Raw genomic sequence first — 14,737 nt, forward strand, 5'->3', positions numbered from 1 at the left:
CCCGGGACTTGCCCGGGCTAAGCAGCCAATATGACAGCGTCATTGCGCGATAGTCCATTGTCGCGAAGCAGCTTTTCGGTGGATTATCCTGCTACGCGAGCGTTCCGACCGGCGCAGGTCCGCGAGTCGGCCGACCGCGAGATTTGGGGGCCCCGATCGCCGGCGCACCCATATATGGTGTTATCCACGATATTTTTGTCGCGAGGCGCGCACTCGATTGTGGCGGCGGGGGGCGATCTGGGGTAGCGTGGTTAGGTGGTCGTTCACTCCCGCCCGCAGCGGCTTGGGGAGCGATGTTAACGCAGGGGACCGGCGGTCCCGGGGGTCGATTTTCACGGGAGGAAAGGCGTGACCGCAACACTGCATCAGCCTTTCGTCCGCCGCACGCATCGCGCGGGGACGGGCGCCCCCTCCCATCGGGGAGAGGGCGCGCGCGCGTCAGGCTTCTTCTTCGAAGGTCACCGCGACATCGGCGTTCGCGCTCAGGCGCACCTTGTCGCCCTCGACATCGGCGACGAGGCCGATCGAGATGTAGTGGTGATGCCCTTCATGGCTGCCCTCGGCGCCTTCGATCTGGGCGCTCGAATCCTTCTTGGTCAGCTTGATCCGGTCGCCCTCGACATGGTCGACGGTGCCGACATGGACGCCGTCCGCGCCGATGACTTCCATATGTTCCTTGATTGCACTTGCGTCGGCCATGGCCATTCTCCGTGGTTGGGTTCGCCGGTCAAACGCGCCCGGCGGCGAAACGATGCAAGCAGTTTTGCGATGTGTCACCCACCCAAAAGAGGGATTGCATGAGCCGCTTCCGCACCCCCGCCGCACTGCTCGTACTCGTGCTTCTCGCCGCCTGCGCGAAGCAGGTGCCGAGCGCCGTCGCGCCCGGCGCGCCCGGCTTCCTGTTCGGGCTGTGGCACGGCTTCATCTTCCCGGTCGCCTGGTTCCTCTCGCTGATCGTCCCCGATTTCGCGGTCTATGCCGTGCCCAATAATGGCGGCTGGTATGATTTCGGCTATTTCCTCGGCATCTGCGTGTTCGGCGTCGGCGCGCGCAGCGGCGGCAAGGTGACCAAGGTCGTCTATCGCGACCGCGTCGTCCGCCGCGGCAACACCACGATCATCGACCAGTGACGCGCAGCCTCGCTTTGATGGCCGCGCTGGGCGGCACGGCAGGAGCGGCGGGACTGGCGACGCTGGTCCGCCCTGCCCCGATCGCCCGCGCGCTTCGCCTCGAAACCGCCGAGGCGAGCCCCTATATCCTGCGTATCATGGGCATGATGCTGTTCGCGCTCGGCCTGTTCCTCACCGGCTTCGCGCTCGTCGCGACGATGGCGGGTGTGGCGTGAGCGGGCATGTCGGATTCGCTGTCGCCGCCTTGGCCTGGTCGGCCGCTTTCATGTGGGGCCGGCAGAAGGCATATCAGACCGTCCCGCCCATAAACCCGCATAAGGGTTTGGCCGAGCGGCAGCACGAACTCGCCTTTCTGAACCGCGTCGGTCGCGTGATGATGGTTTGTGCGGGGTTCTGTCTGCTGCTCACGCTCGCAATCTACCTCTTTTTCTCATCCAGTTCGCCTCGGAGTAATCCCATGCCCCTTCTCGAAGCCCGCAAAACCTACAAGCCGTTCGAATATCCCTGGGCGTTCGACTTCTGGAAGCGCCAGCAGCAGATCCACTGGCTGCCCGAGGAAGTGCCGCTCGGCGAGGATTGCCGCGACTGGGCGCAGAAGCTGTCGGATCACGAGCGCAACCTGCTCACCCAGATCTTCCGCTTCTTCACCCAGGCCGATGTCGAGGTGCAGGATTGCTACCACGAGAAATATGGCCGGGTGTTCAAGCCCACCGAGATCAAGATGATGCTCGCCGCCTTCTCCAACATGGAGACGGTGCACATCGCCGCCTATTCGCATCTGCTCGATACGATCGGCATGCCCGAGAGCGAATATGGCATGTTCCTCGAATATACCGAGATGAAGGACAAGCACGACTATCTGCAGAAGTTCGGCGTCGACAGCGACGAGGACATCGCCAAGACGCTGGCGATGTTCGGCGGCTTCACCGAGGGGCTGCAGCTCTTCGCCAGCTTCGCGATGCTGATGAACTTCCCGCGCTTCAACAAGATGAAGGGCATGGGCCAGATCGTCTCCTGGTCGGTGCGCGACGAGAGCCTGCATTGCGAGGGCATCATCCGCCTGTTCCACGCCTTCACCAAGGAGCGCGATTGCCTGACCAAGGCAGTCAAGGACGACATCATGGACATGTGCCAGACCACCGTCCGGCTCGAGGATGCGTTCATCGATCTGGCGTTCGAGCAGGGCCCGGTGCCCGGCATGACGCCCAAGGAGATCAAGAAGTACATCCGCTACATCGCCGACTGGCGACTGGCGCAGCTCAACCTCAAGCCGATCTACATGATCGACGAGCATCCCCTGCCCTGGCTCACCCCGCTGCTCAACGGCGTCGAGCACGCCAATTTCTTCGAACAGCGCGCCACCGAATATTCGAAGGCCGCGACGCGGGGGAACTGGAACGAAGTGTGGGATTCGTTCGACAAGCGCCAAAAGGCCAAGGTCGTGCCGGCGGCGAACGAGGATGCCGGCGAGGGAGACATGTTCTCCAAGGCCGGGGTTGCGGCGGAATAAGCCAAGGGCCCCGGCCTGGTGCCGGGGCGCAGGCGGCGCGCCTCGGGCGCGTGGCAGGCGCGCGCCGGTATGGCGAGGCCGCCTCTGTGGTGCGCCGCGGGCGCGTCCACGGCGCACGCCTGTCGCGTCGTAGCCGCTTGCTCGGCGCGGCTACGACGCTTGGTGGGCGCCTCGCCCCCAGGCGCCGCGGATCGTGTCAACTCTGTCAACCGAGCGCCTCCGGCTGGGCTGGCGCGCCGGCAGCCCCTCTGCGCATCCCGAGGCCGTCGGCAAGAACCGGTTTCCTACACTAACCAATGTGGTTATATAGCCCGACTCTATGCAACCAGCAGGAGTCGAACCAATGCAACACGAAGCGATCACCGCAGACGCGTGCGAGCCCGTCCGTCTGCGCAGGCGCCATGACGGGTGGACCGCCGAGCGCCAGCGTGATTTCCTGAGGGCCCTGGCCGAAACCGGCTGCATCTCCGAGGCGGTGCTGCATGTCGGGCTCACCACGCGCTCGGCCTATCGGCTGCGCAACCATCCCCAGGGGGCCGCCTTCGCCCGCGCCTGGGACGAGGCATTGCGGCTCGGCGCCGGCAAACTGATGACGCTCGCCTATGAGCGCGCGATTCGCGGGCAGATCCGGGAAAGCTGGCGCGACGGCAAGCTGATCGGCCAGCGTCGCGCGCCATCGGACCGGATGCTCACGTATCTGCTGAGCTCCCTGCTCCCCCGCAATCACGACGAGGCCACGCGCTGGAACGGTCTCCACGCGATGGCCGCCGCCGCGGCGCCGCGTTTCGAGGCGGAGCTCGCCGGGCTCGGCGACATCGACATTGCCGCCGAATTGTTGACCAGCGTCGATTTCGCGCCGCCGCCACTGAGCAATCAGGTAGAGCCGGCGCCCGCACCGTTCGATCTGGAATGCGAATGGTGACACGCCACAACTATGACCTTTGTGACCTTCCGAGCCCGCGCGCTACGCCGCCAGCCGCGAATCCGCGCGTCCGTGGTCGCAATCCTCGCCGGCGCAGATCAGCCTGTCATATCCCGACATCGGGCAGATCGCGTGCGCCTTGAGCAGGTCGGGCATCAGCATTTCGGCCAGCCGGGCGCCCTTGCCCGGCAGCACGCGGCGCGATCCAGCCCAGCGCCCATGCCGAACGCGCGTCTCCGGCGCGATCCGCAGTCCCACCGGCTGCCAGTCGGTGCCGGCAATGCTCGGCACCAGGCTGCGGGCGAAGGCGCGGATCGGGCCGGGCGTGTCGCGCCCCGGCGGCAGTTGCGGCACCCAGTCGCCGGTCAGTTCCCAGCGCAGACAGGCGATCCGCGTTGCTGCATAGGCCCTGGCGAAGCGCGCGTCGCCGGCGCGCGCCGCGCCGATCGTCCCCACGCTGATCGGCAGCGTCGCCCAGCCGGGCGTCTTCGTCGCCAGCATCGCGCTCAGATTGGCGATCGCCCCGCCCTTGCTGTGCCCGGCAATGAACAGCCGGGCGCCCGAACGACGATCCTGCCGGCTGCGCGCCAACAGGCGGTCGACAAGGCTGCGCACGCCAGGCCCGGCGGCATGATCCGCCCACAGCCGCCGCGCCGATTGGGCGAAGCCCCAATGCACGCCGCCGCCGAACTCCGCATCTTCGATGCACAGCGCCAGTCCGTCGTTGAGCCAGTCGAGCAGCACGGTCCAGCCATCGGCATAGCCGGCATAGAAGGGCGGCAACGATCCGCGATAGGCGACCAGCACGCCTTCGCGCACCCGCCCGACCAGCGCCAGGTCGATCCCCGCCCCGGTCGCCGGCAGTGCGCGGTGCACCACCTGCGGCGGCTCGAGCCAGCCGACGTCGCGGCCGGCGATCGGGGCCTTGGGCTGATAGGCCTGCGCCGCGGCGAACAGCAGCCGGCGCTTCATGCACGTGTCTGGTGTCATGCCGCCGATGTCGCTGTTTCGCGCCGCCCGAACAATCCGGGGAGCTCCCGATCCGGGCTCCTGCGTATCCCCGATCTGCGGCTCGCGCATTTATCTGGCGTTCAGAAACCGTTGCGCGCGGGCAACAGTTTCGCATCATTCTCGCCGCACTGGTTCGCCGCGATGCAACAAAAGTCACTCTCATCGCTTCTGTCTCGACCGATGCCGCCCGCGCCCAGCGTATCCGGGTCATGCGGCATCGGTCGGTCGCTTATTCAGTTCACGAGGTTTTTCCCCCACATGCGTACTCTCCTTGCCGTCGCGGCGCTCGCCGCGGCGTTTCCTGCCGTTGCCTTCGCCCAGGACACCGACACCCCCACCACCACCGAGACCAGCGTCACAGAAACCGCGCCCGACGGCTCGCGCGCCTTCGGCATAGAGCCCTATTTCGGCGTGATGGGCGGCTATGAGCAGTTCGACAACTCGCATCCCGCTGCCGGCATCCCCAAGGCGCCGGGCGGCCGCGATTTCGACGGCGGCATCGTCCAGGGCGTGGTCGGCGTCAACGTGCCGCTCGGCCCGGTGTTCGTCGGCGTCGAAGGCAATGCCACCAAGGGCTTCAAGGGCGACATCGATTGGGAATATGGCGTCGCCGGCCGCGCGGGCTTCCGCATCGGCGAGAGCGGCCTGATCTATGGCAAGGCGGGCTATCAGTGGGTCAATTTCGACGCGCTCGGCAATGACAGCCGCGATTTCCACGACATCACTGCCGGTCTCGGCGTCGAGGTCGGGCCCAAGGACATCGGTCTCGGCGGGATCACCGGCCGTTCCGGCGTGCGCCTGCGGCTCGAGGTCAACAGCTTCGGCAAGGACTTCAACAGCTTCCAGCCGATGGCCGGCGTTATCATGCACTTCTGACCCCCGAGACGCAGCGGAGACACGAATCCGCTGCGTCTCGTCTCTGCTTAGGCTCGGCTCATCGCCGCATTTACCTTTCGTTAACCGGCCGGGCTTCACCAGTTGGTAACCAGTTCGGCGGGGCCGGGCGGTCTGTTCCAAAGGTGGCATCCATGATCCGGCGTATCGGCTCGCTCCTGCTCGTCCTGCTGCTTGGCGCCTGTGGTGCCGAAGGTGGCCCGCGTGTTGCGGTGCTCGGCCCGGTCGAGCCCGTCGTTCTGCCGGTCTGGCAGACCACGATCACCCCCAGCGATACCTTGCGGCTCCAGAGCCTGCCCGCCGCGCTCGCCGATCTCGCGCCCAGGCTCCCGGCGCGCACGCGCCCGCTCACCCAGCCCGACGCCGCGCTTGCCTATCCTGCGCTGTCGCCCGGATCCTATCGCTGCCGCGCCGTCACCGCCGCGCGCCGCCCGGCGACCGATTTCTGCTACATCTCCGAAACCCCCGATGGCCTCGCCTTCGCCAAGCAGACCGGCGCCAATCCTGCCGCGGGCTATCTCCATCTCGACGGCAAGCGCTATATTTTCCTTGGCGCACGGCAGCGCCGCGCCGGGGAGAACGGCCTTGGCTATGGTGCCGATTCGAGCCGCGACCTGGTCGGGATGATCGAGCGAGTTGGCAATTTCCGCTGGCGCCTCGCCATCGCCGGCACCGCCCAGCCGCTGCTCTATGAGCTCACGCCGGTGCCGCCGGAGCAGCAGCCCGGCGGCCGCATGGCGCGCTGATCGCTAGCCCGGCTTGCGATATTCCGAGTGGCAGGCGCCGCACGTCTTGCCGACTTCGCCCACTTGGGCCGCGAATCCGGCCGCGTCGCCTGCCTTGGCCAGTTCGGCGAGCTTTGCCGTCGCGGCGGCATAGTCCGCCGCACGCGCCTCGAACCCGGCACGGTCTTTCCATACGCTCGGCAGCGCTCCCGAGGGTGCGCCGTCGCTGCCCGCGGGGAACATCCCGGGGATCGCCTTGGCCCATCCGCTCAGCGCGCGCGCCGCGAACACCTGGGTAGAAACGTCGCCGCCCGCGGCTGCGGCGGTGCGCAGCCCGTTGAACAGCGCCCCCGACATCCGGAATGCCGCCTGCCGGCCCGCGATGACATCGCTTGCCGGACTTGCCGGCTTTTGCTGGGCCACCGCCGCGCCCCCGGCACTCGCAAAGAACAGGGCTCCCGCCCCGATCACGCCCCACGCCGTCCGCCGCATCGCCGCCTCCCTTGATCTGGAAATGCCAGATGCTAGTCGTCGGCCGCGTCCACAGCAATCGCGATAGTGTCGAGTCCGTTTCGGATGCAATTGCCGCCAAAGCGGACCCGATCTGCGCTAAGAATGTCGCCATGGCAGAAGGCGAAACTCCCCGGGTCGAAAACAACGCAGCCCCTCGGGTCGAACATGCGTGCGAACGATGCGGGGCAATTTCGGTGACGCGTGATGCCTGGGCCGAATGGGATCTCCCAACCCAGGCCTGGGTGCTCAGCGAGATCTTCGATTTCGCCTTCTGCCATCAGTGCCACCGCGAGACCAAGCTGGTGGCGCGCGCGGTCCCGGCCTAGGCGCGATCGCGGCCGACGCGCTTGCACCGGTCCGCGCTCGCTACGAAGGTTATGCCCGCCACGATGCCCCCAAGCAGGTACAGCGGAGTGGTCGTCGCATCGAACCGCGCGCCGGTCAGCGCCAATGCGAACCCGCGCGTGTAACCGGCCGGCACCAGCGCGATCGTCAGCACCACCGCCGCCAGCCCGCTGGCGATTGCCAACGCGTAACGGAGCCGCGTGCTCAGCCCCGCACCGCGCTCAAGGCCCAGAAATGCCCCCAGCAGCAACCCGCCGATCATCAGCTTGACTGCGGGCCCGACATCGTCCGCCACCTTCCAGCCCGTCGCCGGCAAACGCTCCCAGCCGGTGCCGATCGCCGCCGCCGGCGCCGACAGACCCAGATAGGCGATCAGGATGCTCGGCAGGAACACCGCGACCACCCAGGCTGCGATCCATGCCGGCAGGAAGCATTTGAGCGTGATCACGAGCAGCCTCTCCCGCAGCCAGGGGCCGAGCATGCCCGCCTCATTCGCGAACGCCAAGCTCCCACAGCACGAACGCCATCTCGTCCGCGGCCTCTTTCAGGCTCTCCCACCGGCCGGACTTGCCGCCATGCCCGGCGCCCATATTGGTCTTGAGCACCAGCACATTGTCGTCGGTCTTGGTGGCGCGCAGCTTGGCCGCCCACTTGGCCGGCTCCCAATAGGTTACTCGAGGGTCGTTGAGCCCCCCGAGATGAACATCGGCGGATACGCCTGCGGCCTGACATTGTCGTAGGGGCTGTACGAGCGGATCAGCTCGAATGCGTGCGGATCCTCGATCGGATTGCCCCATTCGGGCCATTCGCCCGGGGTCAGCGGCAGACTTTCGTCGAGCATCGTGTTGAGCACGTCGACGAACGGCACATCGGCGACGACCACGCCCCACAGATCGGGATCGGAATTGACCACCGCGCCCATCAGTTCGCCACCCGCCGAGCGTCCGGCGATCGCGATCCCGCCCTTATGCGTATAGCCTTGTGCGATCAGCCCCTTCGCCACATCGACGAAATCGTTGAACGTGTTGGTCCGCTTCTCGAGCTTGCCGTCGTGATACCATTGCTGCCCCAGATCATCGCCGCCGCGGATATGCGCGATCGCAAACGCCACGCCGCGGTCAAGGAACGACATCCGGCTGGTCGAAAAGCCCGGCGCGATCGCATGGCCATAGGCACCATAGGCATAGAGATAGAGCTTCCCCGTCCCATCGCGCGGAAAGTCCGCCGGATAGACGATCGAGACCGGGATCTGCGTCCCGTCGCGCGCCGCGATCTTGAGCCGCTCAGTGCGGTATTTGCCGGCATCATAGCCGCTCGGGATTTCCTGAACCTTGAGGGTCGTCACCGCGCCGGTGGCGACGTCATAGTCCTGCACCGTTCCGGGCGTGACCATCGATTCGTAACTCAGCCGTAGCGTGTCGACATCATATTCGGGATTGTCGCCCAGCCCGGCGACATAGCTCGCCTCGGGGAATTCGAGCCGCACCGGCGCGACACCGGCATCGTAGCGGTGCAGCTCGACCTGGTCGAGCCCATCCTCGCGCCCCTCGACGATGAAGAAATCGGCGAAACAGGCGACCCCGGTCATGTAAAAATGCGGCGAGGGTGCGATCCGTTCGGCCCAGGCGCCCGGATTGTCGAGGCTGGCCGTGGCGAGGCGGAATTGCGGATCGGTGTCGTTGGTGTGGATGAACAGCGTGTCGCCGTGCAGATCGACATCATATTCGCGGCCGCGCTTGCGCGGGCTGACCATGACCGGCTCGGCCAGAGGGTTGTCCGCCGGATACAGCCGGATCTCGCTGGTCTCGTGATCGCTGGTCGTCAGCAATATCCATTTGCGGTCGCTGCTCAGTTCGGCGCCGACCGAGAAGCCGAGCTCCTCCTCGAAATAAACGACGACATCGTCTGCGGGCTTCGTTCCCAGCCGGTGCAGCTTGAGCGTGCGTGTCCGCCAATTCTCGTCGGTCACGCCGTAGAGAATGGCGTCGCCACCGCTGGTGAAGACGATGTTGCCGATCGTCCCTTCGATCGAGACATTGCCCCATTTGCCCGCTGCGCCTTCGATCTTGTCTCCGATCGCCGCGCCGCTCCCCAAGTCCTTGAAGCGGATGGTATAGCGCTCCGATCCGTCATCGTCGGTCGAATAGGCCATCAGCGTGCCGTCTTCGCTGATTGAGATCGCCCCTACCCGGAAATATTCCTTGCCCTCTGCCAGCGCCGGCTCGTCGAGGATAAGCTGGTCGTCGCCGCCGCCCACCGGCTTGCGCCACCAGCGCGGATATTCGCCGCCGGTCTCGTAATCGGTCCAGTAGAGCCAATCGCCGTCCTTTTGCGGCACGGTCGATTCGTCTTCCTTGATCCGCCCGCGCATCTCGTCGAACAGCCGCTTCGACAGCGGCTTCATCGGCGCGATCACCTGCTCGAAATAGCGGTTCTCTTCCGCGAGATAGGCCAGCACGTCCTTATCGGTGACATCGGGATAGCCCGGATCCCGCAGCCACGCCCAGGGATCGTCGATCGAAACGCCATGGGCGGAAAAGCTGTGCGCGCGGGTGGCGGCGACGGGCGGCGTGGGAAGATCGGTCATACCCCTCCTTAGCCCAGCCGGATCGCCTGTCGAACCCTTCCACGCGTACCTGAACGCGACGTTGTTTGCAGTTCATGCAACCTGGCAGGCGTCGCCGGGTTACTGCTGCATCGCTTTGAAGATTGAGGAGAACGGAGATGAAGAAGCTGATTTGCGCGCTCAGCGCGGTCGCACTCACGGTTCCGGTCGCAATGCCGACCCAGGCCGCCGCGGCGCAGACCCATGCCAAGAAATACAAGGGCAAGCACGTGAAGCACTATCGCGGCCGCTGCCGCCGCTCGCCGGGCAATACCGGCTTGATCGTCGGCGGTGTCGCCGGTGCGCTCGCGGGTCCAGCAGTCGTCGGCCATGGCTTGCTCGGCACCGTCGCCGGTGGTGTTGGCGGCGCGCTGGGCGGTCGCGCGATCGATCGTACGATCACCGCCAAGAACCGCTGCCGCTAAGTCGAGGCTGAACGGCTCCGGCCCGCGCGTCGGCAAGGGCGCGCGGGCCGCGGCTTATTGGCCGGGATTGCCGTCCAGGTCGTTGCCGCTGACGATTGTGCGACCGATGCCATCGGCACGCCCCAGCGCCTTGCCCGCCGCGACTTCGATCGCATCGCGATGCTGCTGCACCATCGCCAAGCCGTCGCCGTCCGGCACCTGGGCGCTGAGGGCCTCCAGCACGTCATATTGTACGGCAAAGGCATAGCGCTCGCCGCTGGCGGTGCCTGCGAACTCGACCTGACGGTCGCCGATATTGTCCAGCAGCGTGTCTAAATCGATCGTAACCCGGTCTTCAGCCATGAATGCGCTCCGTATGTTGCGCCCGATAAGCGCGGCACACGCCAAGCCGTTCCGTACCCAAATGAAAGAGGCGCCCCGGCAGTGCCGGGACGCCTCCTCTCCGACCCGGAGAGATTTGTTTAGAACGAGGTCCAGTCGTCCGAAGCCGAGGCCATTGCGGCGACCGGCAGCGCCTTCACCGGCGAGACATAGCCTGCGGGCTTGAAGGCAGCCTTAACCGGTGCAGGCGCGGACACGCGTGCCGCCGGGCGGCGGGTTTCGCCGCCAATGGTGAACTTCGCGGCCTGTTCGGCAAGCGACGTTACTTCACCCGAGAGGTTGCGCGCTGCAGCCGAGGTTTGTTCGACCATCGCGGCATTCTGCTGGGTCGACTGGTCCATTGTCCCGATCGCGACACTGATCTGGGTGATCGCGGTCGACTGGGCCTGGTTGTCGGCAGCCATCTGGCCGAGCAGCGAGTGAACTTCGCCCACGTCGCCCGAGATGTCGGCGAGCGCGCTGTCGACCTTGCTCACCATCTCCACAGCCGCGACGATGTCGGTCTGGGTGGCAGTCAGCTGGTCGCGCGCGCGGGCAGCTTCCTCCTCGGAACGCATCGCCAGCGCCGAGACGAGGTCGGCGACCACGGCGAAGCCCCGGCCGGCTTCACCGGCGCGACCGGCTTCAACCGCGGCATTCATCGCGAGAACGCGGGTCTGGAATGCGATCTTGTCGAGGCCTTCGATGACGCTGTCGATGCCCTTGGCGCCATCGGCAACTCGCCCCATCGCCTGGACGGCTTCATCCGCGATGCTGCGGCCGCCTGCGACGGTCGATATTGCGCCATCGGCACGTTCGACGGTGCTGTTGGCGGCCGCCGCGGTAGCGCGCAGGCGCTGATCCATCTGCGAAACGGCAGCCGAGGTTTCTTCCAGGCTCGCGGCAGAACCCTCGGTGCGCCGGGCAAGGTCTTCTGACGCCTGCGCAATCTCGCCCGATCCGGTGCGGATCGTCGCGGCACTCTCGGCCACCGCACCGATCAGCGTCCGCAGGCTGCCCAGCGCTTCGTTGAAGTTGGTTTTCACCGCGGCGTAGCTTGGCGAGAAGTTTGCTGTGATTTCGGCGGTCAGGTCACCCTTGGACAGGCGCTCAAGCCCGTCGCTCAGCGTGTCGACGACGTCCTTCTGCTCGGCATCGGCGATCGTCTTGGCAGCGTCCGAACGCGCCTTCTCGACCGCGGCTTCGCGGAACACCAGCACGGCTTTGGCCATGCCGCCGATTTCGTCGCCACGATGAGTCTCGGGCACTTCGACGGCGTTGTTGCCGTCGGCGAGCGTCTTCATCACGTCGGTCATCTTGCGGACCGGCGCGGCGATGCTGCGCGACAGGAACCAACCCAACAGCACGGCAAGGGCAACCGAGAGCGCGCCGCCCAGCCAGATCGCCAGCTTGGCGGAGGATTGCGCCGCCGCTTCGGCTTCGCTCTTTTCCTTGACGCGCTCGGTCTGGGTCGCCTGGATGTCTTTGATCAGCGGGCGGATCTTGCCGAGCATCTTCACCCCGGAAAGCTCACCGGCCTTCGCGCGCGTGCCTGGGTTGCGAGCGAGCTTGATGATTTCGTCGAGCTTGCCGCGCAGCTCCTTGACGGCGCCGACCAGCGCGTCGGCGCGCTGATGCTGCTCGTCGGAAGTCGAATGCCCCTTGAATTCGTCTACTACCTTGAAGAAGGCCTCGCCGCTTTCCTGATAGGTGTCGTAGAATTCGTCCTTGCCGAGGATCGCGAACCCGCGCGCGGCATTTTGCTGCTCGAGCACCTTGGTCATCATCGCCTGCGAGGCCGAGAGAGCCTGCAGCGAACGCTCCTTGTCGGCGGAGGCCGAACTCAGCGCCGAGAGATTGGCGAAAACGATAGCGCCAACAATGGCGAAGACCACCACCAGCGCCGCATAGGCGCCGGCAAGCTTCCTGGAAATCGGGATATTCTGCAACGACATCAAAGGCTCCGTTTTTGTTTCTCTGACTGCCGGGCGCATCCCTTCGCCACGGCGAGCGAACGCAGCCCGCCTATCCCGAAGGCAGCGCGGCGCGATCGCCAGTGTATCCTTCATAGGAACGCAGCCTGCCGCTCCGGGAGCGGCGGGTTGATTTATTTCACCTACAAGTCGGTAACCTTACTGAGGCGCCGGCGGCGCATGACTTCCAAAATGTCGCGGACTGGGCCTAGAGAAGCGGCGCGCGCACCGCGGTGCCGGCGCACAGACCTTGTCGAGGAACGCTTATGTCGACCTACGCCGATCGCCTCCGCGCCCTGCGCGACCAGCTCAAGCACGATCGCCTCGACGGTTTCGTCGTGCCGCTCACTGACGAGCATATGAGCGAATATGTCGGCGGCTATGCCCAGCGGCTCGCCTGGCTCACCGGCTTCCAGGGCTCCGCCGGCACCGCAGTGGTGCTACCCGCCGAGGCAGCGATCTTCACCGACGGACGCTACACGCTCCAGGTCCGCCAGCAGGTGTCGGGCGACGATTGGGAGTATGTGGGTATTCCTGCGACCAGCGTTGCCTCCTGGCTCGGCACCCATGCACCCGATGGCGGCCGTGTCGGCTATGATCCCTGGCTCCACACCCGCGGCTGGGTCGAGGAGGCGCGCAAGGCGCTCGCCGAGAAGGGCGCCGAACTCGTCGCAGTCACTGCCAACCCCATCAATTCGGTGTGGCGCGATCGCCCCCAGCCGTCCGACGCGACGCTGAGCGTCCAGGCCGACGACGTCGCCGGCAAGGGCTCGGCCGCAAAGCGCGCCGAGATCGCCGACTGGCTCCACGAGCGCAAGGCTGACGCCGTCGTGCTCTCCGCACTCGATTCGATCGCCTGGACGTTCAACATCCGCGGCACCGATGTCGCGCACACCCCGGTCGCGCTCGCCTATGCGATCGTCAATGCCGACGGCACCGCCGACCTGTTCGTCACGCCCCAGAAGATCACCGATGCTGTCCGCCAGCATCTCGGCAATGCTATCCGCATCCATGATCGCGCCGCCTTCGCGCCGACGCTCTCCACCTTCCGGGGCAAGCGCGTCGCCGCCGATCCCGGCAGTGCTGTCTCGGCGATCTTCGACGCGCTGGATGCCGGCGGCGCCAAAATCCTGCCACTGTGCGATCCGGTGATCCTCGCCAAGGCGCTGAAGAACCCCGCTGAAGTCGCCGGCCACAAGGCGGCGCAGGCCCGCGACGGCGCCGCGCTGGTACGGTTCCTTAAATGGTTCGAGGAGACCGCGCCACAAGGCGGCCTCACCGAAATGTCGGCGGGCGACAAGCTCCACGCTTTCCGCGAGGACACCGGGCTGCTGAAGGATCTGAGCTTCGACACCATCTCGGCCACCGGCCCCAATGGCGCAATCCCGCACTACAAGGTCACCGAAGAATTGAGCCTGCCGATCGAATTGGGCCAGCTCTATCTCGTCAACTCGGGCGGCCAATATGCCGACGGCACCACCGACGTGACCCGCGTCGTTCCGGTTGGCGAACCGACGCCGGAGATGCGCGATCGCTTCACGCGGGTGCTCAAGGGCCATATCGCCATCGCCACCGCGATCTTCCCGGACGGCACCGTTGGCGCGCAACTCGACAGTTTCGCCCGGCGGCCGCTCTGGGACGTCGGGCTAGATTTTGGACATGGCACCGGCCACGGCGTCGGCGCCTTTCTCTCGGTGCATGAAGGCCCGCAGCGCATCGCCCAGCCCTATTATCCGGGCGGCCAGGCGCTCGAGCCACTGCGCGCCGGCATGTTCCTCTCGAACGAACCGGGCTATTACAAGGCGGGCTCGTTCGGCATTCGCATCGAGAACCTCGTCCACATCGTACCTGCCGAGATTTCTGGCGCCGAGCAGGCAATGCTTGCCTTCGAGACCCTCACCTTCGCGCCGATCGAGCAAAAGCTGATTGAAGCCAGCCTCTTAACAGAAAAGGAACGCGGTTGGCTTAATGCCTATCACGCGCAAGTCCTGCGAGTTGTTGGCCCGCAGCTGCGCGAGGACGAACGCCAGTGGCTGGAGGAAAAGTGCGCAGCAATCGGTTGATGTGGTTCGCGACGGGCGCAGCGACGATGGCGCTGTACCTGATGGGGCCCCACAAAATCGCCAACGAGGCTTATTCGCTCGCCAACTCGGCGGCGCTCTGGGTCAACGCACTCTGAGGCTCGCGATCGCCGGCGCGCTGCTCGCGCGCCTGCGCCTTTCGTTTCCTCAGGTTCGCGCGGAGTGCCTCGGCAAGCCGCGCCTTCTTTTCTGCATCGCTCATCCTTTGACGCGATAAACCGTCCGCCTTCGGGTTGACAATCG

At 66.0% G+C, this 14,737-nt stretch carries 15 protein-coding genes and 1 pseudogene; 9 read left to right on the plus strand and 7 right to left on the minus strand.

What is annotated here, in order from left to right; translation table 11 throughout:
* Positions 1-438: 438 nt before the first annotated feature.
* Complete coding sequence (locus tag AB2M62_RS15010) at positions 439-699, minus strand: DUF2171 domain-containing protein (protein ID WP_404335019.1); 261 nt, start codon at positions 697-699, stop codon at positions 439-441.
* A 98-nt stretch (positions 700-797) separates the two neighbouring features.
* Here AB2M62_RS15010 and AB2M62_RS15015 point away from each other — a divergent pair, with 98 nt between their 5' ends.
* The 4 genes from AB2M62_RS15015 to AB2M62_RS15030 all read left to right on the plus strand — a co-directional run bounded on the left by AB2M62_RS15015 (position 798) and on the right by AB2M62_RS15030 (position 3,562).
* The gene (locus AB2M62_RS15015) at positions 798-1,130 is read left to right on the plus strand and encodes a hypothetical protein (RefSeq protein WP_404335021.1); all 333 of its coding nucleotides are present in this window, start codon (positions 798-800) and stop codon (positions 1,128-1,130) included.
* Entirely contained in the window at positions 1,127-1,345 is a 219-nt protein-coding gene (locus AB2M62_RS15020) for a hypothetical protein (protein ID WP_404335022.1), read from the plus strand. Before AB2M62_RS15015 ends, AB2M62_RS15020 begins: the two co-directional genes overlap by 4 nt.
* A gap of 242 nt (positions 1,346-1,587) precedes the next feature.
* Complete coding sequence (locus tag AB2M62_RS15025) at positions 1,588-2,640, plus strand: ribonucleotide-diphosphate reductase subunit beta (protein ID WP_404335024.1); 1,053 nt, start codon at positions 1,588-1,590, stop codon at positions 2,638-2,640.
* A 343-nt stretch (positions 2,641-2,983) separates the two neighbouring features.
* Complete coding sequence (locus AB2M62_RS15030; RefSeq protein ID WP_404335025.1) at positions 2,984-3,562, plus strand: hypothetical protein; 579 nt, start codon at positions 2,984-2,986, stop codon at positions 3,560-3,562.
* A gap of 42 nt (positions 3,563-3,604) precedes the next feature.
* Here the strand turns inward: AB2M62_RS15030 and AB2M62_RS15035 are convergent, their stop codons facing one another.
* Positions 3,605-4,534, minus strand: a complete 930-nt coding sequence (locus tag AB2M62_RS15035) for a hypothetical protein (protein WP_404335027.1) — start codon at positions 4,532-4,534, stop codon at positions 3,605-3,607.
* 297 nt (positions 4,535-4,831) lie between these two features.
* On the opposite strand from AB2M62_RS15035, the gene AB2M62_RS15040 reads away from it, so the two are divergent.
* Both AB2M62_RS15040 and AB2M62_RS15045 read left to right on the plus strand, forming a co-directional pair.
* On the plus strand, positions 4,832-5,449 hold the full coding sequence (locus AB2M62_RS15040; protein WP_404335029.1) for an outer membrane protein: 618 nt from the start codon (positions 4,832-4,834) through the stop codon (positions 5,447-5,449).
* Between the two features lie 152 nt (positions 5,450-5,601).
* Entirely contained in the window at positions 5,602-6,213 is a 612-nt protein-coding gene (locus tag AB2M62_RS15045) for a DUF4893 domain-containing protein (protein WP_404335031.1), read from the plus strand.
* Between the two features lie 3 nt (positions 6,214-6,216).
* Here the strand turns inward: AB2M62_RS15045 and AB2M62_RS15050 are convergent, their stop codons facing one another.
* Positions 6,217-6,684 carry a c-type cytochrome gene (locus AB2M62_RS15050; protein ID WP_404335033.1) on the minus strand — a complete coding sequence of 156 codons (468 nt, stop codon included), beginning with the start codon at positions 6,682-6,684 and terminating at the stop codon, positions 6,217-6,219.
* A 215-nt stretch (positions 6,685-6,899) separates the two neighbouring features.
* Between AB2M62_RS15050 and AB2M62_RS15055 the strand changes: the two genes are divergently transcribed.
* On the plus strand, positions 6,900-7,031 hold the full coding sequence (locus AB2M62_RS15055) for a hypothetical protein (RefSeq protein WP_404335035.1): 132 nt from the start codon (positions 6,900-6,902) through the stop codon (positions 7,029-7,031).
* Here AB2M62_RS15055 and AB2M62_RS15060 read toward each other — a convergent pair.
* Positions 7,028-7,531: a hypothetical protein gene (locus AB2M62_RS15060; RefSeq protein ID WP_404335037.1), complete on the minus strand. Its 504-nt coding sequence runs from the start codon at positions 7,529-7,531 to the stop codon at positions 7,028-7,030. The two genes, AB2M62_RS15055 and AB2M62_RS15060, sit on opposite strands and share 4 nt — an antisense overlap.
* A 7-nt stretch (positions 7,532-7,538) precedes the next feature.
* Positions 7,539-9,637: pseudogene (locus AB2M62_RS15065) on the minus strand (S9 family peptidase).
* A gap of 137 nt (positions 9,638-9,774) precedes the next feature.
* Between AB2M62_RS15065 and AB2M62_RS15070 the strand changes: the two are divergent.
* Positions 9,775-10,080 carry a hypothetical protein gene (locus AB2M62_RS15070; RefSeq protein WP_404335039.1) on the plus strand — a complete coding sequence of 102 codons (306 nt, stop codon included), beginning with the start codon at positions 9,775-9,777 and terminating at the stop codon, positions 10,078-10,080.
* A 54-nt stretch (positions 10,081-10,134) separates the two neighbouring features.
* On the opposite strand, the gene AB2M62_RS15075 is transcribed toward AB2M62_RS15070, so the two are convergent.
* Positions 10,135-10,422, minus strand: a complete 288-nt coding sequence (locus AB2M62_RS15075) for a hypothetical protein (RefSeq protein WP_404335041.1) — start codon at positions 10,420-10,422, stop codon at positions 10,135-10,137.
* 119 nt (positions 10,423-10,541) lie between these two features.
* Entirely contained in the window at positions 10,542-12,395 is a 1,854-nt protein-coding gene (locus tag AB2M62_RS15080; RefSeq protein WP_404335043.1) for a methyl-accepting chemotaxis protein, read from the minus strand.
* 284 nt (positions 12,396-12,679) lie between these two features.
* On the opposite strand from AB2M62_RS15080, the gene AB2M62_RS15085 reads away from it, so the two are divergent.
* Complete coding sequence (locus AB2M62_RS15085) at positions 12,680-14,476, plus strand: aminopeptidase P family protein (RefSeq protein WP_404335045.1); 1,797 nt, start codon at positions 12,680-12,682, stop codon at positions 14,474-14,476.
* Positions 14,477-14,737 lie beyond the last annotated feature (261 nt).

It is taken from the genome of Sphingomonas sp. MMS12-HWE2-04, assembly GCF_044881185.1.
Classification (GTDB): domain Bacteria; phylum Pseudomonadota; class Alphaproteobacteria; order Sphingomonadales; family Sphingomonadaceae; genus Sphingomonas.

What these genes read in the sequence shown, in the direction of transcription:
- AB2M62_RS15080 (WP_404335043.1), bottom strand. Translation starts at nt 12,395, where the DNA reads ATGTCGTTGCAGAATATCCCGATTTCCAGGAAGCTTGCCGGCGCCTAT.
- AB2M62_RS15050 (WP_404335033.1), bottom strand. Translation starts at nt 6,684, where the DNA reads ATGCGGCGGACGGCGTGGGGCGTGATCGGGGCGGGAGCCCTGTTCTTT.
- AB2M62_RS15040 (WP_404335029.1), top strand. Translation starts at nt 4,832, where the DNA reads ATGCGTACTCTCCTTGCCGTCGCGGCGCTCGCCGCGGCGTTTCCTGCC.
- AB2M62_RS15015 (WP_404335021.1), top strand. Translation starts at nt 798, where the DNA reads ATGAGCCGCTTCCGCACCCCCGCCGCACTGCTCGTACTCGTGCTTCTC.
- AB2M62_RS15060 (WP_404335037.1), bottom strand. Translation starts at nt 7,531, where the DNA reads ATGCTCGGCCCCTGGCTGCGGGAGAGGCTGCTCGTGATCACGCTCAAA.
- AB2M62_RS15035 (WP_404335027.1), bottom strand. Translation starts at nt 4,534, where the DNA reads ATGAAGCGCCGGCTGCTGTTCGCCGCGGCGCAGGCCTATCAGCCCAAG.
- AB2M62_RS15010 (WP_404335019.1), bottom strand. Translation starts at nt 699, where the DNA reads ATGGCCGACGCAAGTGCAATCAAGGAACATATGGAAGTCATCGGCGCG.
- AB2M62_RS15070 (WP_404335039.1), top strand. Translation starts at nt 9,775, where the DNA reads ATGAAGAAGCTGATTTGCGCGCTCAGCGCGGTCGCACTCACGGTTCCG.
- AB2M62_RS15045 (WP_404335031.1), top strand. Translation starts at nt 5,602, where the DNA reads ATGATCCGGCGTATCGGCTCGCTCCTGCTCGTCCTGCTGCTTGGCGCC.
- AB2M62_RS15025 (WP_404335024.1), top strand. Translation starts at nt 1,588, where the DNA reads ATGCCCCTTCTCGAAGCCCGCAAAACCTACAAGCCGTTCGAATATCCC.
- AB2M62_RS15085 (WP_404335045.1), top strand. Translation starts at nt 12,680, where the DNA reads ATGTCGACCTACGCCGATCGCCTCCGCGCCCTGCGCGACCAGCTCAAG.
- AB2M62_RS15075 (WP_404335041.1), bottom strand. Translation starts at nt 10,422, where the DNA reads ATGGCTGAAGACCGGGTTACGATCGATTTAGACACGCTGCTGGACAAT.
- AB2M62_RS15030 (WP_404335025.1), top strand. Translation starts at nt 2,984, where the DNA reads ATGCAACACGAAGCGATCACCGCAGACGCGTGCGAGCCCGTCCGTCTG.